17 protein-coding genes (1 of these 17 running past the window's edge) are annotated in these 23,280 nt (G+C 62.7%); 13 read left to right on the top strand and 4 right to left on the bottom strand.

Features of this window, described 5'->3' with window-relative positions; all coding sequences use genetic code 11:
- Window positions 1–24: 24 nt before the first annotated feature.
- Complete coding sequence (locus Q0367_RS01190; protein WP_297640828.1) at window positions 25–642, top strand: rhomboid family intramembrane serine protease; 618 nt, start codon at window positions 25–27, stop codon at window positions 640–642.
- Here the strand turns inward: Q0367_RS01190 and Q0367_RS01185 are convergent.
- Window positions 639–1,742 carry a glycosyltransferase family 2 protein gene (locus Q0367_RS01185; RefSeq protein WP_297640827.1) on the bottom strand — a complete coding sequence of 368 codons (1,104 nt, stop codon included), beginning with the start codon at window positions 1,740–1,742 and terminating at the stop codon, window positions 639–641. The genes Q0367_RS01190 and Q0367_RS01185 overlap by 4 nt on opposite strands.
- A 326-nt stretch (window positions 1,743–2,068) precedes the next feature.
- On the opposite strand from Q0367_RS01185, the gene mtnA reads away from it, so the two are divergent.
- The 6 genes from mtnA (at window position 2,069) to metK (ending at window position 8,245) form a co-directional block, all read left to right on the top strand.
- A complete protein-coding gene (gene mtnA, locus Q0367_RS01180; RefSeq protein WP_363325821.1) occupies window positions 2,069–3,139 on the top strand; it encodes an S-methyl-5-thioribose-1-phosphate isomerase in 1,071 nt (356 codons plus the stop codon).
- A gap of 77 nt (window positions 3,140–3,216) precedes the next feature.
- Window positions 3,217–3,816: a TIGR00730 family Rossman fold protein gene (locus Q0367_RS01175; RefSeq protein WP_297640824.1), complete on the top strand. Its 600-nt coding sequence runs from the start codon at window positions 3,217–3,219 to the stop codon at window positions 3,814–3,816.
- A 22-nt stretch (window positions 3,817–3,838) separates the two neighbouring features.
- Window positions 3,839–4,843: a carbohydrate kinase family protein gene (locus tag Q0367_RS01170; protein WP_297640823.1), complete on the top strand. Its 1,005-nt coding sequence runs from the start codon at window positions 3,839–3,841 to the stop codon at window positions 4,841–4,843.
- Complete coding sequence (locus Q0367_RS01165) at window positions 4,840–5,682, top strand: GNAT family N-acetyltransferase (RefSeq protein ID WP_297640822.1); 843 nt, start codon at window positions 4,840–4,842, stop codon at window positions 5,680–5,682. Before Q0367_RS01170 ends, Q0367_RS01165 begins: the two co-directional genes overlap by 4 nt.
- A 36-nt stretch (window positions 5,683–5,718) precedes the next feature.
- Window positions 5,719–7,002 carry an adenosylhomocysteinase gene (gene ahcY / locus Q0367_RS01160; RefSeq protein ID WP_298980671.1) on the top strand — a complete coding sequence of 428 codons (1,284 nt, stop codon included), beginning with the start codon at window positions 5,719–5,721 and terminating at the stop codon, window positions 7,000–7,002.
- Window positions 7,003–7,018: 16 nt separating this feature from the next.
- Entirely contained in the window at window positions 7,019–8,245 is a 1,227-nt protein-coding gene (gene metK, locus Q0367_RS01155; protein ID WP_297640820.1) for a methionine adenosyltransferase, read from the top strand.
- Between the two features lie 117 nt (window positions 8,246–8,362).
- Here metK and Q0367_RS01150 read toward each other — a convergent pair whose 3' ends face one another.
- Window positions 8,363–10,669: a molybdopterin-dependent oxidoreductase gene (locus Q0367_RS01150; RefSeq protein ID WP_298980670.1), complete on the bottom strand. Its 2,307-nt coding sequence runs from the start codon at window positions 10,667–10,669 to the stop codon at window positions 8,363–8,365.
- Between the two features lie 676 nt (window positions 10,670–11,345).
- Here Q0367_RS01150 and glnA (Q0367_RS01145) point away from each other — a divergent pair.
- The 3 genes from glnA (Q0367_RS01145) to Q0367_RS01135 all read left to right on the top strand — a co-directional run bounded on the left by glnA (Q0367_RS01145) (window position 11,346) and on the right by Q0367_RS01135 (window position 15,870).
- Window positions 11,346–12,761, top strand: coding sequence for a type I glutamate--ammonia ligase (gene glnA, locus Q0367_RS01145; RefSeq protein ID WP_297640816.1), 1,416 nt, complete (start codon window positions 11,346–11,348; stop codon window positions 12,759–12,761).
- Between the two features lie 124 nt (window positions 12,762–12,885).
- Window positions 12,886–14,232, top strand: a complete 1,347-nt coding sequence (gene glnA / locus Q0367_RS01140; protein ID WP_298980669.1) for a type I glutamate--ammonia ligase — start codon at window positions 12,886–12,888, stop codon at window positions 14,230–14,232.
- 396 nt (window positions 14,233–14,628) lie between these two features.
- Window positions 14,629–15,870, top strand: a complete 1,242-nt coding sequence (locus Q0367_RS01135) for a Bcr/CflA family multidrug efflux MFS transporter (protein ID WP_297640812.1) — start codon at window positions 14,629–14,631, stop codon at window positions 15,868–15,870.
- 96 nt (window positions 15,871–15,966) lie between these two features.
- Here Q0367_RS01135 and gyrA read toward each other — a convergent pair whose 3' ends face one another.
- Entirely contained in the window at window positions 15,967–18,849 is a 2,883-nt protein-coding gene (gyrA, locus tag Q0367_RS01130; protein ID WP_298980668.1) for a DNA gyrase subunit A, read from the bottom strand.
- Window positions 18,850–18,915: 66 nt separating this feature from the next.
- Window positions 18,916–20,943, bottom strand: coding sequence for an excinuclease ABC subunit UvrB (gene uvrB, locus Q0367_RS01125; RefSeq protein ID WP_297640810.1), 2,028 nt, complete (start codon window positions 20,941–20,943; stop codon window positions 18,916–18,918).
- 318 nt (window positions 20,944–21,261) lie between these two features.
- Here uvrB and Q0367_RS01120 point away from each other — a divergent pair, with 318 nt between their 5' ends.
- From Q0367_RS01120 to Q0367_RS01110, 3 genes are all read left to right on the top strand, one after another.
- Window positions 21,262–22,314, top strand: a complete 1,053-nt coding sequence (locus tag Q0367_RS01120; protein ID WP_297640808.1) for a substrate-binding domain-containing protein — start codon at window positions 21,262–21,264, stop codon at window positions 22,312–22,314.
- Between the two features lie 173 nt (window positions 22,315–22,487).
- Window positions 22,488–23,270 (top strand): ATP-binding cassette domain-containing protein, encoded by a 783-nt coding sequence (locus Q0367_RS01115; protein ID WP_297640806.1) that lies wholly within the window; start codon window positions 22,488–22,490, stop codon window positions 23,268–23,270.
- A protein-coding gene (locus Q0367_RS01110) for an ABC transporter permease (RefSeq protein ID WP_298980667.1) crosses the window boundary here: on the top strand, window positions 23,267–23,280 show its 5' end (the start). Its footprint extends 991 nt past the window's final position; 14 of the gene's 1,005 nt are visible here — the first part of the coding sequence; it begins with the start codon at window positions 23,267–23,269; its stop codon lies beyond the right edge, outside the window. The genes Q0367_RS01115 and Q0367_RS01110 overlap by 4 nt, the downstream gene beginning before the upstream one ends.

Genomic DNA, 23,280 nt, shown 5'->3' with positions numbered 1-23,280 from the left:
GTCTTACGGAGAAGACAACGGACGATGACGAGAATCGATGTACGCGAAACTGCGCTGCTGCGCACGGAGAAAGTGCGTCGCCGACTGCTGCGCCATGCTGCTATCCTGGGCGGCGTCGTGGCCACGCTTTGGATCGTGGAGCTGCTGGACTGGCTGTGGCTGCGCGGCGCGCTAGACGGGTTCGGCATTCAGCCGCGCACGTGGAGCGGCCTGCAGGCGATCGTGATCGCGCCGTGGCTGCACGCAGGCTTCGGCCACCTGCTGGCGAACACCATCCCCTTCGTGGTGCTCGGCTGGTTTGTGATGGTGCGGCGAACGACCGACTTTTTCATCGTGACGTTGGCGTCCTTGCTGGCCAGCGGCGCAGGCATCTGGCTCTTTGGCGGCGCTTCTTCAATTCACCTCGGCGCCAGCGGCGTCGTCTTTGGCTTTCTGGGCTACCTGCTGGCGCGCGGCTATTACGAACGCAGCGTCGTCGCTGTGGCGATGGCTACGCTCGCCTTCTTCCTCTACGGCGGCATGTTGTGGGGCATGTTGCCGCTGCAGCAGGGGATCTCATGGCAAGGGCATCTCTTCGGCTTCGTCGGCGGCGTCCTGGTCGCCTATGGGCAGGCGCAGCCGAGGCGTGAACTTGCGCCCTAGCGCCGCGATCGCAAGCCGCTCTTGAGCACCGCTCGATAGGCCTCGATGCGGCTGCGGCGCAGCGCCGGCTTGTGTCCCAGCCGCAATTTGAGCCACTCCATTCCGATCTGCAGCGCATACTCGAACAGCAGGTAGCGCCGCAGCGCCTCTGCCCAGCCTGGGCCGAACCATTTGCGCCAGTAGTGCACCTTGCTGGCGTTGAAGCGAATGTGTCGTTGCGTCGAGACCTGTTCGCTGCTTTTGCCTTCGTGGTGAAGCACCGCCGCCGCCGGTTCGTACACCACGCGCCAGCCCGCCGCCTTGATGCGCCGACAGAGGTCCATCTCTTCACTGTACATGAAAAAATCTTCGTCGAAAGGCCCCCTCGCCGTGGTCACAGCCTCCAACGCCTCGCGGCGACAGAGCATCGCCGCACCCACCACCCAGTCGACGTCGCTCCGGCGCTCCGGCGGCAGGTCGGCCATGAGCATGGCGCGCGCCCATGGGTTGGACGACCAGGCGCGGCCCAGCCAGGTGCTCTCGAAGAAGCCGGTGAGCGGCGTCGGAAAACGCCGGGCGCTGGGTTGCAGCGCGCCGTCGGCGTAGCGGAGCTGGGGGCCAATGACGCCGATGAAAGGATCGGCGAGCATTGCGCAATAGAGCGTTGTCAACGAATGCGCCGACGTCTCCAATGCAGAAGAGGCAGCCTCTTGATTCGGCGCAGGCGCCAGCTCCGTGTCCGGATTGAGAAAATACACAAAGCGACCGCGGCTGGCGGCGAAGCCGAGGTTGTTGCCTCCTGTGAAGCCGAGATTTTTCTCACTGGCCAGCACGCGCACCCAGGGGAAGTGCTCCGTCACGCGCTGAGGCGTCTCGTCCTGGCTGGCGTTGTCGACGACGATCACCTCCAGCGCGGCGAAGGAGAGGGCGCGCACCTGTGGCTCGACGTTCTGCGCCGCACCTTCGGCGTCGCCTCCTTGCGCGCGGATCGGAAAGCGCCGTAAATCGGCCTTGTCTGGCAAGGTGGCGCGTTCGATCGAGGCCAGGCAGCGCTGCAAAAGCGGCCAGACGTTCCACGAGACGATCACGATCGAAAGATCGCAAGCTGCTTCCTTCTGCATATTTTGGATTGTAACGCAGCCTTCCAGAATTTTGACAGCGCTGCGGGGGTGTGATAGCCTCTTTGAATGCCTTCTGCTGACGTAGGTCCAGAAGGAAAGTGAATCGGGGCAAGTGCGCCCCGGCAACCCGCTGGAGTCCCGGTTTTCGGTTGCACGATGATGCGTTGTCTCGACGCCCGTTTCGATGGGCTGCAGATGCGCTCATTGCGTTGCTCGAATCGAATCCGCCAGGCGGGAAACAGGTGAAGCATCCTATGCGCCCTCCTGGCGACGTCAGGGGGGCGTTTGTTTTTGGCTGAAAAGATGAGGGCGAAGCGTTGATGAACCTGGATGTTCGCTCGGTCTTCTGGCGAGATCAGAAGGTGATGCTGATCGACCAGCGACTGTTGCCTGGGCAGTTTGTGGTGTCGGCGTTTGACACGGTCGAGGCGGTCGCAGGAGCCATTCGCGACATGGTGGTGCGCGGCGCGCCGGCGATCGGCGCCACCGGGGCCTATGGCATGGCGCTGGCGGCCTTTCACAGTCAGGCGACCGACCGCGAGGCGCTGCTGGACGATCTGCGTCGCGCCAAGGCGCTGCTGGACGCCGCGCGCCCCACCGCCGTCAATCTGAGCTGGGCGACGAGCCGCATGTTGGCGATGGCCGAAAGGGCGCCCGTCGCCTCGGTCGAGGCGCTTCGCCGGGCGCTGCTCGCCGAGGCGAACGCCATCGCCGACGAAGATGTGGAGATCAACCGCAGGCTGGGCTTCCACGGCGCGGCGCTGATCAAGGACGGCGCCAACCTCCTCCATCATTGCAACACCGGTGCGCTGGCGACGGTCGGCTTTGGCACCGCGCTGGGGGTCATCTACGCGTGCGCAGAACAGGGCAAGCGCATCCATGTCTGGGTCGATGAGACGCGGCCCCGGCTCCAGGGCGCCCGCCTGACCGCCTGGGAGCTGATGCGCGCCGAGATACCGATGCACCTGATCGCCGACAACGCCGCCGGCCATCTGATGCGCACCGGTCAGGTGGACGCCGTGATCTTCGGCGCCGATCGCGTGGCGTCCAATGGGGATGTAGCCAACAAGATCGGCACCTATAAACTGGCCGTGGTGGCGCGCGAGAACGGCATCCCCGTCTACGCTGCAGTGCCCACCAGCACGATCGACTTGAACCTGGCCAGCGGCGATGAGATCCCAATTGAAGAGCGCAGCGCCGACGAGGTGACCCACATCGACGGCGTCGCCATTGCGCCGGCGGGCGTTCCGGTTTACAACCCGGCCTTCGACGTGACGCCGCATCGCTACATCACAGCGATCATCACCGAAGAGGGCGTCTGTTATCCGCCTTTTGATTTGAGTTTGCGTCGCGCCAAGGAGGCGGCGGAAGCGCGGCGACGAGAGGAATCGATGTAACGTGTTTCGTAGTGCGTGGTCCGTCGCATGGGAGCGTATCCAGCGCGCAGCGCGCACCACGCCACAGTGAGCCGACGATGAATCAACTGCGCAGCGTGTGCGTCTACTGTGGATCGAGCATGGGGAACAAGGCCGTCTATCGCCAGGCCGCCGAGGCGCTGGGGCGAGAGATCGTCAGCCGCGGCTTGCGGCTCGTCTACGGCGCAGGCAGCGTCGGGCTGATGGGCGTGCTGGCGCGCACCGTTTACGACCGGGGCGGCGAGGTGCTCGGCGTCATTCCCGCGGTGTTGACCGCGCGCGAGGTGGCGGGCGAGCAGATCGGCGAAACGATCGTCGTCGAGAGCATGCACGAGCGCAAAGCACTGATGGCGCGCGAGGCGGACGCCTTCATCGCCATGCCCGGCGGTTACGGCACGCTGGACGAGCTGTTCGAGGCAATCACCTGGGGGCAGATCGGCATCCAGCGCAAGCCGATCGGGCTTTTCAACGTCAACGGCTACTTCGATCCGCTCCTGCTGTGGGTCGATCTGGCCGTCAAGGAAGGGTTCATTCGCCCCCAGCATCGCCAGTTATTCATCGTCAGCGACGATCCCTCGCTGTTGTTGGAAAAACTGGCCTTTCACGAGCCGCCGGAGGGGGTGGTGAAGCTGCCAGGCAACGGAGAGCGATTTGGGTGAGAAGGGAAATTGAGGAAATCGTATGTCCTTCGTGATTACAGGCTCGGTCGCCTACGACTATCTGATGTTCTACCCCGGCCGCTATCGCGAGCATATCCTGCCCGACCAGCTCGACAAGATCAGTCTGAGCTTTCTGGCGGAGTCCATGCGCAAAGAGCGCGGGGGCGTGGCCGCCAACATCGCCTATACGATGAAGCTGCTCGGCGCCGACCCGATTGTCTTCGCCACCGTCGGCCAGGATTTCGGCGACTATCGGCGCTGGATGGAGGAGAACGGCCTGCGCACCGATCACATCGTCGAAATTCCCGACGAGTTCACCGCCTCCTTTTTTGTCGGCAGCGACCAGGATCACAATCAGATCGCCATCTTCTACACCGGCGCCATGGCGCGGGCGCGCGACTTCAGCCTGGCCTCCCGCGGGCTGCACAACGCCCAGACGGTCGTCATCAGCCCCAACGATCCCGGCGCCATGCTGCGGTACGCGCAGGAATGTCGCCAGCTCGGCGTCCCCTACGCCTATGACCCCAGCCAGCAGATTGCCCGCCTGAGCGGCGAGGAGCTGGCCGAAAGCATCCCCGGCGCAACCTATCTGCTCTGCAACGAATACGAGCTGGCGATGATCCTGAACAAGACCGGCTGGACGCTCGACGAGCTGCGCACGAAGGTGAAGGCGCTGATCACGACGTTGGGCAAAGAGGGCAGCCGCATCCACGTAGAGGGCGAGGAGGTGCGCGTGCCGGCCGCGCACCTCGAGCAGCCGGTGGACCCCACCGGCGCCGGCGACGCCTACCGCGGCGGTCTGTTCGCCGCGCTGCTGGCAGGGCTGCCCTGGGACGTGGCCGGCCGCGTGGCTGCGCTGTGCGGCGCCTATGCGCTGGAGCATCGCGGCACCACTGCCCACCGCTTCACGCCCGAGGAGTTTATCCGGCGCTACACTGCTAATTTCGGCCCGGAGCCGAGGCTGGACCGGCTCTTCGCAAACAGGCAAGAGGTTGTGGACGCCTTGCCGGCGACGGACGCGCGATGAACGCCGAACGACGCACCCAAATCGCAAGCCTGCTGGCGAGCGACGTCCTCTGGTCGGCCTACGCCCTGGCCGATCTGCAGCCGGAGATGGCGCCCTACTGTCGGTGGTTCGTCCACGAAAATGGGAGCAGGCGCGGCGTGGCGTTGCTCTACAGCGGGTTGACGCCGCCGGTGCTCTTTCTACACGGCGACCCGGCGGCGCTGGAAGCCGCCATCGACGGCGCAACGCTGCCGAAGACGGTTTCCCTTAGCATCCAGGAGGCGCACGAACCGGTGATCGCCAGGCGCTATCGATGGGTGGAGCGGCGGCCCATGTGGCGCATGGCGCTGCGAGAGGCTCCATTCGCCGTAGATGCGCAGAAATGCAGAGGGGGTGGCGGAGAAGACATTTCAGGCCCCTCGTCGCAGCCTTTTCCGGTGGAGACCGGATTGCGGCTGCGGCGGCTCACTGCTGAGGACGCTGCACAGGTGGAGAGGTTGTTCGCCTGCGGCGGGCCGTTCACGCCGGATGCGTTTGCGCCGCGCCAGATGGAGGCCGGCGTCTTTTACGGCCTTGAAGACGCCGTGGGCGAGCTGGTCGCCGTCGGCGGCACGCATATTGTGGACTACGGCGCCCGCATCGCCGCCATCGGCAACATGTACACGCGTCCGGATGCGCGTCGGCGCGGAGCGGGCGGTTCGATTTTGCGCGCTGTCGTCAAAACGTTGCAGGCCGGCGGCGTCGAGACCATTGTGCTCAACGTCGACCAACGCAACGACGCCGCGCGACGGCTGTATGAGCAGTTTGGCTTCGCCGTCCATTGCCCTTTCATCGAGGGCATGGCGACGATTCTCGGATAGTATCGAACTCTTGAGTGAATCAACGGAGAAATCTGAATGAGTGTAGCCACCCAAACCAAATCCTACGACATCGCCGACATCAGCCTGGCCGAACGCGGACGCTTCCGCATGCAGTGGGCGGCCAGGGAGATGCCTGTGCTCGACCTGATCGAAGAACGCTTCCGCCGCGAGCAGCCGCTCAAGGGGGTGCGCATGGCGGCGGCCATGCACGTTACGGCGGAGACGGCCAACCTGATGCGCGTGTTGCTCGCCGGCGGCGCAGAGGTGGCGCTGGCCGCATCCAACCCGCTGAGCACGCAGGATGACGTCGCCGCTGCGCTCGTCGCCTACTACGAGATGCCCGTCTTCGCCATCAAGGGTGAGACAACTGAACAGTACAACAGCCATCTCAACAGCGTGCTGGACATCAAGCCGCACATCACCATGGACGACGGCATGGATTTGGTCGCCATGCTGCACACACAGCGCAGCGAGCTGCTGGAGAACGTCGTCGGCGGCACCGAGGAAACGACGACGGGCGTCATCCGACTGCGCGCCATGGCTGCGGCGGGCAAGCTCGCGTTCCCGGTGATCGCGGTCAACGACGCGCAGACCAAGCATTTCTTCGACAACCGCTACGGCACCGGCCAGAGCACCATCGACGGCATCATCCGCGCCACCAACATCCTGCTGGCGGGCAAGAACTTCGTCGTCGCCGGCTACGGCTGGTGCAGCAAGGGCATCGCCATGCGCGCGCGCGGCATGGGCGCCAACGTCATCGTCACCGAAGTGGACCCGCTCAAAGCGCTGGAGGCGGTGATGGACGGCTACCGCGTCATGCCGATGCTGGAGGCGGCGAAGATCGGCCATATCTTCTGCAGCGCCACGGGCGACATCAACGTCATCGACGGCCATCACATGGCGGTGATGCAGGATGGCGCCATCCTCGCCAACAGCGGCCATTTCGACGTCGAGATCAACCTCAAGGCGCTGCGCAAGATGAGCGTCAAAATCACGCGCGTGCGCGACTTCCTGGACGAATACACCCTGGAGGATGGTCGCCGGCTCTATGTGGCGGGCGAAGGGCGTCTGGTCAACCTGGCTGCGGCGGAGGGGCATCCCAGCGCAGTGATGGACATGAGCTTCGCCAATCAGGCGCTGGCCGCCGAGTACATCCTCAAGCACGGGCGGGAGCTGGAGCGCAAAGTGTACGACGTGCCCCAGGAGATCGACCAGGAGATCGCGCGGCTGAAGCTGAAGGCGATGGGCGTCGAGATCGACGTCCTGACGTCTGAGCAGGAAGCCTATCTGAATGAATGGACGTTGGGGACCGGACACTAAAGTGGAGAAGAGAGAGATGACAACCTTTATGACTTCACCGCGCCTTCTGTTCACGAGCGAATCGGTGACGGAAGGCCACCCGGATAAAATGTGCGACCAGATCAGCGATGCGGTCCTGGACGCCGTGATGGCGCAAGACCCCTATGGCCGCGTGGCCTGCGAGACGGCCGTCAAAACCGGTTTCGTCCTATGCCTGGGCGAAATCACGACCAAGGCGTCGATCAACTTCGACGAGCTGGTGCGCAAGGTCATCCTCGACATCGGCTTCGATTGCAGCAACAAGGGCTTCGACGGCAACACCTGCGGCGTGCAGGTCGCCATTGCAGCGCAAAGCCCCGACATCGCCATGGGCGTCGATAAGGCGCAGGAGTTCAAGACCGGCGAGATGAGCGAAGATGAGATCGAGGCGATCGGCGCCGGCGATCAGGGCATGATGTTCGGCTTCGCCTGCGACGAGACGCCTACGCTGATGCCGATGCCGATCTACCTGGCGCACAAGCTGGCGCGACGGCTCAGCGAGGTGCGCAAGCAGGGCATCCTGCCCTGGCTGCGTCCGGACGGCAAGACGCAGGTCACGGTCGAATACTCCTACGGCAAACCCAAGCGCATCCACACGGTGCTGATCAGCACCCAACATGACCCGGAGATCGGCCAGCAGGAAATTCGCCATGCGTTGATTGAACATGTGATCGATCCGGTGCTGCCCGGCGAGCTGGTCGATAAGGACCTGATCATTTACACCAATCCCACCGGTCGCTTTGTCGTGGGCGGCCCGATGGGCGACGCCGGGTTGACCGGCCGCAAGATTATCGTCGACACCTACGGCGGCATGGGGCGACACGGCGGCGGCGCCTTCTCCGGCAAGGATTGCACCAAAGTCGATCGCAGCGCCGCCTACGCCGCGCGCTGGGTGGCGAAGAACATCGTCGCCGCCGGGCTGGCGTCGCGCTGCGAAATTCAGATTGCCTACGCCATCGGCGTGGCGCATCCTTTGAGCATCAACGTTGAGACCTTCGGCACGGGGCGCATTTCCGATGAAAAGATCGCCGACCTCATCAGCGAACACTTCGACCTGCGACCGGGCGCCATCATCCGTGACCTAAACCTGCGGCGGCCCATCTATCGGCAGACCGCCGCCTATGGCCACTTTGGCCGCGATGACATTCAACTGCCTTGGGAGGACACCAGTCGCGCCGCAGCGCTGCGCCTCGCCGCCGGCCTGGGCAAGCCGGTCACTGCGTAACATGCAGGCGAGATTGCGTGCTGGATTGAAACGATCGCCTCAGGTCTCCTCGAGGGAAGGGAGACCTGAGGCCGCCCTGACCCGTCTGAATTTTATAAAATCTTTGGGGTGCGCCATTTACAATTTTGCAAATTCCCCACGCAGCGACAGTATTGGTTTATCCATTTGGCCCGGCGAGAGCGGCTCCACCCACACCGTTGCATCATAGAAAAGTGCACCTGCCCCCATATCCGCCTCATCCGGCGGCGTGGTCTGGTTGATATTGCGTCCATCCGGACTGAATTTGGGCCACCACACCCCTGGCGCAAGCACTGTTCCAGGAACGATCGCCTCGGTGACTCTGGCGGTGAGCGTCACTTCCCCATATGAATTGCAGACGCGCACGCGTGCTCCATCCTCGATCTGGCGCGGTCTTGCCTCCTGCGGATGAATCCAAAGGAAGGGTTGCTCTTCGCGCTGCAGGAAACGCGGCGAATTGGCGAACGTCGAATTGAGGAACGAATGCGCCGGCGGCGAGATGCAGACGAGTGCGCCATCGAAGGATGCAATTGCTTCGCTGCGCTCGCCTGGTTGCAACGCCGCTTCTTCGGCGTGAAGTTGTCGCCAGCGCGGCGGCGTATAGTCCGGGAGCGGGTCATAACCATCTTCGGCCATGCGCGCGCTGAAAAATTCGCATTTGCCGCTCGGCGTCGGAAAGTTGCCTTCGGCGAAAGGCAGATATGGCTCCGGCAGGTTGAGGCGGAAGAATCCCTCGTTCAGCAGTCGCTCCCAGGTGAGGCCGGCGAAACGCTCGTGCGTCTGCGCCTCTACAAAGGCGCGCAGGATTTCCTCGTCGCTTTCGCGAAAACATGGATCGTCGTAGCCCATCGCCCAGGCCAGCCGACGGAAAATCTCGCTGTTGGGCAGAGACTCGCCCACCGGCGCAATGGCCGGACGATTGAGCGCAATCCACGCATGGCCATAGGCGCGGTGAAGGTCCCAGTGTTCGAGCTGCGTCGTCGCCGGCAACAGATAATCGGCGTAGTCAGCGGTGTCGGTCTGGAAGTGCTCAAGCACCACCGTGAACAGGTCCTCTCGCCGCAACCCTTCCAGCACAGCGGCCTGATCGGGAGCAACCGCCGCCGGGTTGCAGTTGTAGACGATCAGCGCCTTGACCGGCGGACCGGCCTCCTCCGGCGTCGGAATCGGATCGATCGGTCGAGGATGATAATGCGCGCGGGCGATGCGCTCCGGGTCGCGGCTGAGGGCGTCGCCCAGGCGGTTCATGTTGATCACGCGCGGGAAAGGGCGGGTCGGGGAACCGGCGTTGTCTTTTTGCTGCTCCGCTTTGGCCTTTTCCAACAGGTCGGGACGATGCAGCCCGCTTTTGTCGAGGTGGCGGAAGAGGCCGCTGCTGCTGAGCTGTACGCCGCCTCCGCGCTCTCGCCAGGCGCCGACCAGCGCAGGCAGGCATGTGATCGTGCGCACGGCCATGCCGCCGCCGTAATGGCGCTGCAGGCCGTAGTTGATGCGAATGCCGGCGGGACGGGTTGTTGCGTACTCGTGCGCCAGCGCGGCAATGCGTTCGGGGGGAACGCCGGTGATCTCGGCGCTGCGAGCCGGCGTCCACGTTTGCACGCGCTCAACAAGCTGCTCAAAGCCGAGCGTATAGCGCGCCACATAATCGGCGTCGTACAGTTTCTCTGAGATAATCACATGCATCATCGCCAGCGCCAGGGCGGCGTCGGCGCCGGGGCGAATGGGGATCCACTCGTCGCTGGCCTGGGCCGTGCGCGTATTGGCCGGATCGATGACGAGCACGCGGGCGCCCCGCTTCCGCGCCTGCTGGATGAAAGGCCAGAGATGCAGGTTGCTGGTCAGCGTGTTGCTTCCCCAAATCAAAATCAGGCGCGAGAAAGCGAAATCTTCCGGCAGCATCCCTTCCGCGGCGCCGATGGTGTAGAGATAGCCCTGGAAGCCCGCCTCTGCGCAAATGGTGCGGGCGAGCTGGCTGGCGCCCATGCGGTTGAAAAAGCGCGACGCCATCCCCTCGCCCTGGAGAAAGCCGAGCGTCCCGCTGTACGAATAAGGCAACACTGCTTCGGGGCCGTATTCCTCGATGATCGCTCGAAGACGACGGGCGATGTCGGCGATGGCCTCCTCCCAGGAGACGCGCTCGAAGCGTCCGCTGCCCTTCGACCCGACGCGACGCAGAGGAGCCGTGAGGCGATCTTTGTGATAGGTGCGCTCCAGATAGCGATCCACCTTGCCGCACAGCCTGCCCTGCGTAATGGGGTGATCGGGATGCCCCCAAAGATCAACGGCCGCGCCGGTGGCGCGATCGACGGCGACCTGCCAGCTGCAGGTGTCGGGACAGTCGTGCGGGCATGCGCCCGTGACGACGTCGAACGCTGGATTGTCGAGATAGAGATTCAATCTGGACATTTCGTTCTCCCGCTGCCGAACGAACTGAAGTTCAATAGATCACCTTACATAGAAGGTTTTGGTTTGGGAAGCTTTAGGCTTTTTAACAAACGCGAAGGCTCTGGCTTCCTCGTAGGTGCGGCTCTCAGCCGCACGCTCTCGATGTCCCGCAAGGCCCTGGGGAATGCAAGGAAGCGCAGTTGCGAGCTGCGCCTACGGGTTGCCAGAATCCTTGATGAAAATCCGTCCAATTTCCTGAAAGATTGCATTTTTACGCGACATCGAACTGCGTAACATGAGTGAATGATTTATCTTATCGCAATCGGGAGAATTTGCGATAAATTCTCCGTCCCATCTTTGAGCTTATGCGCACTCACCGGCGACGCCAGGGAACGCGCTGACGGGCGGCTGCGCAGCGCTTCACCGACTCAAGGTTCGCGGGAGCCGGCGTATTGTCTACGGCTCTTTGTGCAAAGTGTACAAAGAAGATTGCCCAGCTTTCGGCAATTTTCGCTCTGGCGTTCCGCCCTGCATTTCACTATAGTTTCTGACGATATGTTCGAGGTTTCGATTTTCTAAGTTTGGTGTGGCTGCGCCGCTCTGACTGCATTTTTTCACGCCCGAATGCAGTCAGGCGGTTTTGCTGTCTGGCAATCGTTGATCCATTCACAATCAAAACGCACGAGGAGTTTGTGTCATGAGTTTGAACTGTCGTACACCGCAGGATGTCACCCGCGCCATTGAAGAAAATCACATTGAATTTATCGATTTGAAATTCACCGACCTGTTTGGTCAGTGGCATCACTTTTCTGTGCCGGTCGACTATTACGATGAAGAGGACCTCTTCAAAGGGGGGCTGGGCTTTGACGGCTCTTCGATCCGCGGCTTCAAGTCGATCGAAAGCAGCGATATGCTGCTTGTCTGCGACCCAACGACGGCGTTTATCGACCCGGTCTGCGCCCATCCGACGATCAGCGTCATCGCCAACGTCTATGAGCCAGGCACGATGGAGCCATTCAGCCGCGACCCGCGCAACGTGATTCGCCGCGCCGAAGCCTTCATGAAGGAGACGGGCATCGCCGACACCATGTACTGCGGGCCGGAGGCGGAATTTTTCATCTTCGACCGCGTGCATTATGAAACCGGTCGCTATTTCGCCAGCTACGGCATCGAGAGCGATGAAGCCATTTGGACCTCTGGAGAATGGGGGCCGGGCCACAAGGTGAACTTCAAGGGTGGCTATTTCCCGGTGGCGCCCTTCGACCAATTTCAGGATATTCGCTCCGAAATGGTCAATGAGATGATCAAGGCCGGGCTGAAAATCGAGCGCCATCATCATGAGGTCGCCACGGCCGGCCAGACGGAGATCGACCTGAAGTTTGCGCCGATGGTTCAGATGGCCGACTGGATGCAGATTTATAAGTACATTGTGAAAAATGTGGCGGCGCGGCACGGCAAGACTGCAACCTTCATGCCCAAGCCACTGTTCGAGGACAACGGCTCCGGCATGCATGTGCACCAGAGCCTTTGGAAGGATGGGCAGCCGCTCTTCGCCGGCGACAAATACGCGGGGCTGAGTCAGTTGGCGCTCTGGTACATCGGCGGCATTCTCCACCACATTAACTCGCTGCTGGCCTTCTGCGCGCCGACGACCAACAGCTATCGCCGTCTGGTGCCCGGCTATGAGGCGCCTGTGGTGATCGCCTACTCCGCCCGCAACCGTTCGGCTGCCTGTCGCATTCCGGTTTCTTCGCCCTCTCCCAAGGCCAAGCGCGTCGAGTTCCGCTGCCCAGACCCAGCCGCGAACCCTTATCTGGCGTTCTCGGCTATGCTGATGGCAGGTCTGGACGGCATTCGCAATCAGATCGATCCAGGCAACCCGTCGGAAATGGATCTCTTCGAGGGCGAAACGCTCAAAAAGGTGCGCACCGTGGAAGGATCGCTCGACAAGGTGCTCGACGCACTGGAGGCGGACCACGATTACCTGACCGCTGGCGGCGTCTTCAGCGAGCAACTACTTGAAACGTACATCAGCTACAAACGGTTGAACGAGTTCGACGCCGTGCGCCTGCGACCCCACCCGCACGAGTTTGTCATGTACTACGGCGTGTAACTGTCCAACGCCCTTGCAACCTTGCATATGTTCAACACTTGCGCCCGCAAAGTTGCACGGGCGCAAGTGTTCGTTTATAAACCAGGAAAGCAGTTTTCTCATTGCTGAATCGGGGGCAATCTCCATGATCGTTGATTACAAGCCAGAAGAGCTGGAACGCATTGACGAGATCATCAGGCGCAACGACATCCGTTTCATTCGCCTCCAGTTCTCGGACATTATTGGCGTTTCCAAGCAGATCACGATCCCGGTGGATCACTGGGATGACGCTGTCGCGCAGGGCGTTTGGTTTGACGGCAGCTCCATCGAGGGTTTTGCCCGCATCGCCGAGAGCGATATGTATCTGACGCCTGACCTTGACACGTTCCGCGTGATTCCCTGGGAGATGGACCTGTCGACCGCGCGTGTGATCTGTGATGTGCGCACGCCGGACGGCACGCCCTTTGAAGGCGACCCGCGCTATGTGCTCAAACGTCAGCTCGACCGTGCGGCGAAGCTGGGGCTGGACTATTACGTCGGCCCGGAGCTGGAGTTCTTCCTCTTCAAGGTGCATCCGAACGGCGAGTTGCTGCCGCTGACGCCGCACGATGAGGCGGGCTATTTCGACGTCAGCACCGACCTCGCCCACAGCGTGCGTCGGCAGATGGTCGATGCGTTGAGCGCAATGGGGATCGACGTGGAGGCCTCCCATCATGAAGTCGCAGCGGGACAGAGCGAGATCGACTTCCGCTACGGTCCGGCGTTGTACGCTGCGGACGCCACCATCACCTTCCGCACGACGCTCAAAGCCGTCGCCCAGAAAAATGGCCTGCACTGCACCTTCATGCCCAAGCCCATTGCCGGCATTCCCGGCAACGGCATGCATGTGCACCAGAGCCTGTGGCGCCGCGACACCGGCGACACCGCTATGCATGATCCTGGCAACGAGTACGGCCTCAGCCAACTGGCGCTCCATTTCATCGCCGGTCAACTCGCCCACGCCGCGGGGATGACGCCGATCCTGGCTCCGCTGGTGAACAGCTACAAGCGTCTGGTGCCCGGCTACGAAGCGCCGATCTACGTCTCCTGGGGCCGCACCAACCGCAGCGCGCTGATCCGCATCCCACGCCTCACCCCTGGCCGCTATAAGAGTACGCGCTGCGAGCTGCGCTGCCCGGACCCCAGCTGCAACCCCTATCTGGCGTTCGCTGTCATGTTGGCCGCTGGCCTCGACGGCATTGAGAACAAGCTCGATCCGCCGCCGCCATCCGAAGAAGACCTCTATCATGTCGACGGCGTGCGCGCCGGGTTGGAGATGCTGCCGGGAGACCTCGGCGACGCCATCGACGCCCTCAAACAGGACGAAGTGATCCAGGCGGCGCTGGGACAACATGTGTATGAGCGTTTTATCGAGGCGAAGATGCTCGAGTGGGGCGAATATCAGCGTTACGTCACCCGTTGGGAGCTGGATCGCTATCTTAAAATTTATTGACAGGCGTATTGTCAGGGACGTGCGGCTGCGCCGCACGTCCCTTCTCTCCCCCTCTCCCAGCATTGGGAGAGGGGGCCGGGGGGTGAGGGCCCTGCGAGCCGCACCTACCGGGAAACCGAGGATGTTTGCGTAGGCGCCGCTCGTAGCGGCGCTGGCCGGGTTCGCCCAAATGCTCGGGGATTGTCGAGGACGTGCTCTCCCCCTCTCCCAGCATTGGGAGAGGGGGCCGGGGGGTGAGGGCCCTGCGAGCCGCACTGCCGGGAAACCGAGGACGTTTGCGTAGGCGCCGCTCGTAGCGGCGCTGGCCGGGTTCGCCCAAATGCTCGGGGATTGCCGGGGACTGCGTAACTTTCATTATCAAGCCGTCGTATCGCTAAGGAAGTTGAGGCGTTAGCATTGAAGCCGGTAACCGCATCCGCCGTGCTGACTGCGCGGCCTTCGTACACCCGTCTGGCGTTGATTTTGGGCGCTCTCGCCGCCTTTGGCCCATTTTCGATCGATATGTATCTGCCGGCGCTGCCGACGATCGCCGCTGAGTTTGGTGTGACGACGGCGACGATTCAGCAGACGCTCTCCGTTTTCTTCATCGGCCTTGCGCTCGGACAGCTGTTTTACGGCCCCATCTCCGACCGGGTGGGCCGGCGCGCCCCGCTGCTCTTTGGCTGTGGGCTGTACACCGTGGCGAGCATCGGCTGTGCGCTGGCGCCTTCGGCCAGCGGCCTGATGGCGCTGCGCTTTCTGCAGGCACTGGGCGGCGCCGTCGGCATGGTGATCGGCCGGTCGGTCGTGCGCGATTGCTTCGAGGAGCGCGAGGCGGCGCGCATGTTCTCCCTGCTGGTGCTGGTGATGGGCATTGCGCCGATCACGGCGCCATTGCTCGGTGGACAGGTGCTGATCGCATTGGGGTGGCGCGCCATTTTCCTCTTCCTGGCCGCGTTTGGGCTTTTCTGCCTGCTGATGGTTTGGTGGGGGCTGGGAGAGTCCTTGCCCAAAGAACGGCGCACGCGAGAAGGGCCAGGCTCTGCGCTGCGCGCCTACGCCGGCTTGCTCAGCGACCGCCGCTACATGGGATTCGCGCTGGCCGGCGGCCTGGCCTCGGCGGCGATGTTCGCCTATATTTCCGGCTCCCCTTTTGTCTTTATCGAGCTGAACGAGGTGCCGCCTGAACACTTTGGCTTTTTCTTCGGCGCGAACGCCGCCGGCCTGATTACGGCTTCTCAGCTCAATCGTTGGCTTCTGAGTCGCTTCAGCGCCGCAGCCCTGCTGGGCGCCGCGCTGAACGTCACAGCCGGCGCGGCGCTCTTGCTGCTGGGGGTTACATCGCTGAACGTCGGCGGTTTTCCCCTCCTGGTGGCGCTGCTCTTTGTCGTCATCGCCAGCACCGGCATGGTGATGCCGAATGCGACGGCGCTGGCACTGGGTCCTTATGGACGGAAGGCCGGCAGCGCCTCCGCCGTGTTGGGCGCCACGCAGTTTGCAGCCGGCGCACTGGCGGGCGCTCTGGTCGGCCTGCTCGCCAACGGCACTGCCCTCCCTATGACCGGCGTGATTGCGCTGTGCAGCGTCGGCGCATGGATGTGCTTGCGATTCCTGGCGCGTCCCATCCAGACCACGCAGATTGCGGCAAAGGCTCGGTGACATTCATTGTTTCGTGTTGCGTGGTTCCGTGTTGCGCGTTTCGAGGCGCCTTTCCTCACGCAACACGCAGCACGCAACACACGCCACGCCTCATCGTCACCCCTTCGGTTTCTTTGTCGCTTTCGCCTGCGCCTCCGGCACGCTCACAACGGCGGTCAGCTTACTCTTGCGTTTGTCTGTTTTTTCGCCGGATGGCTTCACCTCTGGAACCTGCTCGATAAACTCGAACGCCAACGGCGCCGTTGCGTCCTTTGGCTGCGCAGATGCGGTTGTCTTTGGCTTGCGCCCACCGGATGGAGGCGCAGGCGTTTTTTCCGCCGCAGGTTGTTGAGCGGCGCTGGCAGCTTTCGCCCTATCGGTGACTTTTTCGTCGCCGGTTGTCCTCCTCTCCTCCCGGCTGCGTTTGGAGTTTGAGACGCGCAAAGGCTGTGAGCTTGGTGGGGAGGACGTCGTTTCGGCCATCAGCCTCCTGCTGCCTTCTTTCTCCTCCTCACTCTTTTCGCCCTTGACCCCCTCAATCCGCCATGCGGCCGCGATCGCGTCCTGAGACGACAGCTCGACAACCGCCTTGCCCTGCACGCTGCGCCCCATCGCCGGGACCTCCACCGTCAGCATCGGTTTGGCGACCCCACGTGCGGTGACGAAGACCAGCCAGTCGCCCTCGCTTTGAGGAGGCAAGACCAACGCAGCCGCCACCTCGCCCGTTTTGTCGGTGACCTTGTGTGCGACGATGCCGCCGCCGTTGCGCCCCTGTGCGCTGTAGTCGGCCAGCGGCGAACGTTTGGCGAAGCCGGCGCGCGTCATGGTCAGCAGCTCGCCGGCGGGATTGACGACGCCGGCGTAGACGATGCGATCCGTTGGCTTGAGCTTCATGCCGCCGACGCCGCCCGCAGGCAGCCCCATGCTGCGCACCTCCTCTTCGCTGAAGCGTATCGACTGCCCCTGTGCGCTGACCAGGATCACTTCCTGTCCGCCTTGGGTGCGCAACGCCCAGAGCAGGCGATCGCCGTCATCTACGTTCATCACGGTGAACTCACCGCCGGTGTTGGACTGCACGTCCTCGGTTCGGACGCGCTTGACCATGCCCTGCTCGGTGACCAGGAAGAGATAGTCGGCTTCGTCGCCGTTGCGTTCGCGCGGCAGCGCAAGCGCAGCGGTGATGGCGTCCCGGCCTGTGAAGCCGGTTAGATCGGAGACCTTCTTGCCGCCCTCTTCGGGAATTTCATGCACGCCGATGCGGCTGCAACGGCCGTCTTTGCTGAAGACGTAGAGGTAGTCGCGCGTGCTGGCGGAGAGGAGCGCGACCTGGCTGTCCTTGCCGATCTGGCGCACGATCGAGGCGCCGGGCTTGCTGACGGCCTGACGCCGCAAATCGCCGTTTTTGCCGAGGCTCACCCACACGCGCTGATCGGGCAGCAGGTCGGTCGTCGTCAGCGCGCCCCTGGTGCGGTCGACGATCTGCGTGCGCCGCGCGTCGCCGAACTCCTGCTTGATCGCCAGCAACTCCTCTTTGATCACGCCGAGCACTTTGTGCGGATGGGCCAACAGGTCCTCGAGGTAGGCGATGCGTTGCTTGAGTTCTTTATACTCCTCTTGCAGCTTCTTGCGCTCCAGCGCAGCCAGCCTGCGCAGTTGCATGTCAAGGATCGCCTGCGCCTGGAGCTCGGTGAACTTGAAGTTGTGCATCAGGTTGTTGCGCGCGGTCTCGACGGTCTGGCTGCGGCGGATGGTCTGGATCACCTCGTCGAGGATGTCGAGCGCGCGCAGCAATCCTTCGACGATGTGGGCGCGCTCTTTCGCCCGTTTCAGCTCGAACTCCGAGCGTCGGCGGATGATCTCCTGGCGGTGTTGGATAAAGAGCTGCAACATACGCTTGAGGCTGAGCAGTCGCGGCTGTCCATCGACCAGCGCCAGGAGCTGCATGCCGAAGGTCTGTTGCAGCGGCGTGTACTTGAAGAGGTCGGCGAGCACGGCTTTAGGGTCGGCCCCGCGCGTCAGCTCGATGACGATGCGCATGCCGGTGCGGTCGGACTCATCGCGCAGGTCGCCGACGCCTTCGATCTTGCCGTCGCGCACCAGGTCGGCGATGCGTTCCAGCAGCGCCGTTTTGTTGGTCTGATAAGGCAGCTCGGTGACGACGATGCGCGTGCGGCCGCGGCTGATCTCCTCGAAGTGCGCCTTGGCCTGCAGGATCAGCCGCGACTTGCCGACCGAATAGCCCTGAGCGATGGCGTCGGCCTCTTCCTCGCCTTTGCTCTCCTCTCGATAACGGTAGAGGATGCCGCCGGTTGGGAAGTCGGGCCCCTTGATGAAGCGCATCAGCGCCTCGGTGGTGATGGCGTCGACCTGATCGTAGTGGTCGATCATGTAGGCCAGGGCGTCGACGACTTCGCCCAAATTGTGCGGCGGGATGTTGGTCGCCATGCCGACGGCGATGCCGCTGGAGCCGTTGATGAGCAGGTTGGGCAGCGCGGCGGGCAGGATGTCCGGCTCGCGCAGGGTGTTGTCGAAGTTGTCGTGCCAGTCAACCGTCTCTTTTTCCAGGTCTTCGAGCATCAGGTCGGCGATGCGCGCCAGCCGCGCCTCGGTGTAGCGCATGGCTGCGGCGTTGTCGCCGTCGATGCTGCCGAAGTTGCCCTGGCCGTCGATCAGCGGGTAGCGCAGGCTGAAGGGCTGCGCCATGCGCACCATGGCGTCGTAGACGGCGGCGTCGCCGTGGGGGTGGTACTTGCCCAGCACCTCGCCGACGATGCGCGCGCTCTTCTTGTGCGGCTTGTCGTGCGTGAGCGAGAGGTCGTGCCACATGGCGTAGAGAATGCGGCGGTGCACCGGCTTGAGGCCGTCGCGCACATCGGGGAGCGCCCGCGCCACGATCACGCTCATGGCGTAGTCAAGGTAGGCGGTCTGCATCTCCTGGGTGATGTCGGCGACGCGCACCGCCCCGATGAGGGCGTCGGCTGCGCCGTTGGTGTTGATCATCGGCTGACTTCCTTCGCTATTGTTTCCTGATGATGTCCTAAGAATACGAGAATATACGGCCGTTTCTTACGCCATCACCTTCCGCTCCACCTCGATCCGGCGCAGCTCCACCAACTGATCGCGCAGCGCAGCCGCGCGTTCGAACTCCAGCGCTTTGGCCGCCTGCTTCATCTCCTGCTCGATCGACTTGATCAGCTTCGCCAGGTCTTCGGGCGAGAGATGCTCCGGATCGACGTCAACGACGGTCGGCGCCTCGACGCCGGCCTCCACCTTGTACGTCGCTTTGCTCTCCGCCATCACGCGCACGCGGTCGGTGAGATCGCGGATGCCCTTGACGATGCTCTGCGGCGTGATGCCGTGCTCGCGGTTGTACGCCTCCTGGATGGCGCGGCGACGGTTGGTCTCGTCGATGGCGCGGCGCATCGAGTCGGTGATGACGTCGGCGTAAAGGATGGCCTTGCCCTCCACATGGCGGGCGGCGCGGCCGATGGTCTGAATGAGCGAGCTTTCGCTGCGCAGGAAGCCCTCCTTGTCGGCGTCGAGGATCGCCACCAGCGACACCTCCGGCAGGTCCAGCCCTTCGCGCAACAGGTTGATGCCGACGACAACGTCGTAGACGCCCAGCCGCAGGTCGCGCAGAATCTCAACGCGGTCGATGGTGTGGATCTCGCTGTGCAGGTAATGCACTTTGACGCCCAGCTCGGCGAGATATTCGGTCAGGTCCTCGGCCATGCGCTTTGTGAGCGTCGTCACCAGCGCGCGCTGCCCCTTGGCGACGCGCATCTTGATCTCGCGCAGCAGGTCGTCGATCTGGCCCTTCGTCGGTCGCACCTCGACGACCGGATCGACGAGGCCGGTCGGGCGAATCACCTGCTCCACGATTTGCTCGGCCTTTTCTTTTTCATACGGGCCAGGGGTGGCGCTGACATAGATCACCTGGTTGAGATGCTCCTCGAACTCCTCGAAGGTGAGCGGTCGGTTGTCAAGCGCGCTGGGCAGCCGAAAACCGAAGTTGACGAGCACCTCCTTGCGCGCGCGGTCGCCGTTGTACATGCCGCGCACCTGCGGGATGGTCATGTGGCTCTCGTCGACGATCAGCAGCCAATCAGGCGGGAAGTAATCAAGCAGCGTCCAGGGCGTGGAGCCGGGCGGGCGCCCCGCCAACGGGCGGCTGTAATTCTCGATGCCGTTGCAATAGCCCACCTCGCGCAACATCTCGATGTCGTAGTTGGTGCGCTGTTGGATGCGCTGCGCTTCGAGCAGCTTGCCCTGCGCTTTGAAGAAGGCGACCTGCTCCTCCAACTCCTTCTGAATCTCTTCGATCGCCGCCTCGAGCCGATCCTGCGGCGTGACGAAATGCTTGGCCGGGAAGATGTCCACCTGCTGATGGTCGGCGATCAGCTCGCCGGTGAGGGGGTCGAACTCGCTGATGCGCTCGATTTCGTCTCCCCATAAACTGATGCGGTAGGCGGTTTCACGGTCGGCGGGCTGCACCTCCAACACGTCTCCACGCACGCGGAAGCGCCCGCGCTGCAGAAAGTTGTCGTTGCGGTCATAGTAAATCTCGACCAAATGACGCAGCACCTGGTTGCGGCGCACCATCTCGCCTACGCGTAGATGCAACACAACGCGTCCATAGTCCTGGGGGCTGCCCAGGCCGTAGATGCAAGAGACGGAGGCTACGATCACCACGTCGCGACGGCTGAAGAGCGCGCTGGTGGCGGCCAGGCGCAGGCGGTCGATCTCCTCGTTGATCTGCGCGTCTTTTTCGATGTAGGTGTCCGTGCGCGGGATGTACGCCTCCGGCTGGTAATAGTCGTAGTAGGAGACGAAGTATTCGACCGCGTTGTTAGGCAGAAACTCGCGCATCTCGGCGTACAATTGCGCGGCGAGCGTCTTGTTGTGCGCCATGATCAGGGTCGGCTTCTGCACCGCCTCGATCACCTTAGCCATGGTGTATGTTTTGCCGCTGCCGGTCACGCCCAGCAGCACTTGATGTCTCATGCCCTTGCGGATGCCTTCGGCCAGCTTGGCGATCGCCTGCGGCTGGTCGCCGGTCGGTTTGAATTCGCTGATCACCTGAAATGGCGGCATCGTTTCACCCTCGTCGTCTCGCGACGTCCTGTCAAACGCAGCAGACTAAACGCAGCCAAATCGAACATAGGTTCTAGTTTAATTAGTATAGCGGAAACGGCATAGAATGTCCAACCGATCGAGTTTGCAACACATTGACAGCCCCAAAAGGGTATGGTATCATACAATTGCGTTAAAACGTTTTAAGATTCCCATTTTCCAACTGTTTGCAACTTCGCTTCGCGCTCATGGTTGATCGCTCAACGCAGCGTCGAGCAACGGGTGCGAAGCTCCATTTCGTATCGACCGTTTCAGTTTTAACCTGGAAAGGAGTCACCTATGTTCGCTGCTACTCGAACGCGTTCCATTCGACTGCTGGCCACTCTGCTCATCCTCTCGTTGCTGCTTTCGGCCTGCACCGTCGCCATTCCGGTGACGCCCACTGCAGGCGAGGCCGGCGCCGGTGAAACGGCTTCCGGCAAGTGGTGCTCGGGCGTCAACATCGTCTTCTTCCCCGGCGGCCCGGCGGGCGGCGTCTTCGCCAACAACGTGTACAACGGCGCGCGGCAGGCGGAGGCTGACCTTGGCCCGACTGTGCAGTACGTCTTCTCCGACTGGGATCCGCAGAAGATGATTGCGCAGTTCAAAGAGGCGATGGCGACGAAGCCGGACGGCATTGCGGTCATGGGGCATCCGGGAGACGACGCCTTCCTGCCGCTGATCGATGAGGCGCGCGCCCAGGGCATCATCGTGACGAGCCAGAACACGGAGCTGCCCGCAGCGCTGGCGAAGTATCAGGGCGAAGGCTTCGGCTACGTCGGCGCCGTCAACTACACGGCGGGCTACAAGCTCGGCAAGGAGATCATCCGCCGCTATGGCTTCGGCGAAGGCGACCGCGCCATGGTGTGGGGTCTGCTCTCGCAGCCCAGCCGCGGCGAGCGCACCAAAGGCGTCATCGACGCCCTGGAGGAGGCGGGCATGACCGTCGATTACTTTGAGATCGACGCCGCCACCAACGCCGATCCCGCCGCCGGCACGCCCACTTTCACCGGCTACGTCTCGGCCAATCCGGACGTCGATTTGGTCGTGACCGACCACGGCGGCCTGACTGCGACATTGGAGACCTACCTCAAGGCTGCGGGTAAAGGGCCGGATGACATCGTCGGCGCCGGCTTTGACCTCTCGCCGGCCACCATCGCCGCCATCCGCGGGGGCTGGACCGACCTCGTCATCGACCAGCAGCCGTGGCTGCAAGGCTACCTGCCCATCCTGCAGATCTGCCTGACCAAGGTCTACGGCTTCTCCGGCCTGGTGATCGACACAGGCGGCGGCTTTGCGGACAAGAGCAACATCGAGTTCCTGGCGCCGCTGGCCGAGAAGGAAATTCGGTAAGGAGGGGAAATAGGCCGCGGATTGGACGGATGTTGCGGAGAGACGCGGATGTTCGTTGCTCGTGAAAAGCGTTATCAACAAATAGCGCGAATTTTTCATCGTCTGCGGCGATCCGTTGAATCCGCTCCATCCGCGGTCTATCTTTCCGTCAAGCAACACTTGTGGAGCAACGCATGACTGAGCCAACCGTTCGGCTGGTGAATATCTCCAAATCTTTCGGCGAAGTGAAATCGTTAGAAAACGTCAATTTTGAAGTCTATCCCGGCGAAGTCGTGGGCCTGTTGGGCGACAACGGCGCCGGCAAATCGACGCTGATCAAAATCATCACCGGCTATCATCAGCCCGATCCCGGCGGCGAAATCTATTTTCACGGCAAAAAGGTGGAGAACCTGACCGTGCCCAAGGCGCGTGCGCTCGGCGTCGAGACGGTCTACCAGGAAAAGGCGCTGGCCGACGACCAGAGCGTGTGGCGCAACATCTTCATGGGCCGCGAGATCGCCAATCGACTGGGCTTTCTCGACATCAAACAGATGCGCGCGGTGACGCAGCGGCTGATGACCGAGCACATGGGCTTCACCTCCAAGGCGGTCAACCCGGACACGCCGGTGCGCACCATGTCGGGCGGCGAGCGGCAGGGCATCGCCATCACGCGAGCGCTCTATTTCGAGGCGGAGCTGATCATCCTCGACGAGCCGACGATGGCGCTTTCGCTCTCGGAGACGCGCAAGGTGCTCGACTTCATCGCCAACATCCCCAAGGCGGGCAAGGCGGGCATCTTCATCGACCACAACATCTTTCACGTCTATCCGGTCGTCGACCGCATCGTCGTGCTCGACCGCGGGCGGGTCGCCGGTGAATTCAGGAAGGCGGACGTCTCGCTCGAAGAGTTGATCGATCGTCTCTACCAGGTGGCGCGCACGGGGCGGTTGGAAGCTGCTCGGGGAGGGAAGGCATGACTGCGGAACG

The organism is uncultured Caldilinea sp., from assembly GCF_937128415.1.
GTDB lineage: Bacteria > Chloroflexota > Anaerolineae > Caldilineales > Caldilineaceae > Caldilinea.
Note: the sequence above shows the minus strand (reverse complement) of the source record. Positions and strands in the feature narration are given on the sequence as shown.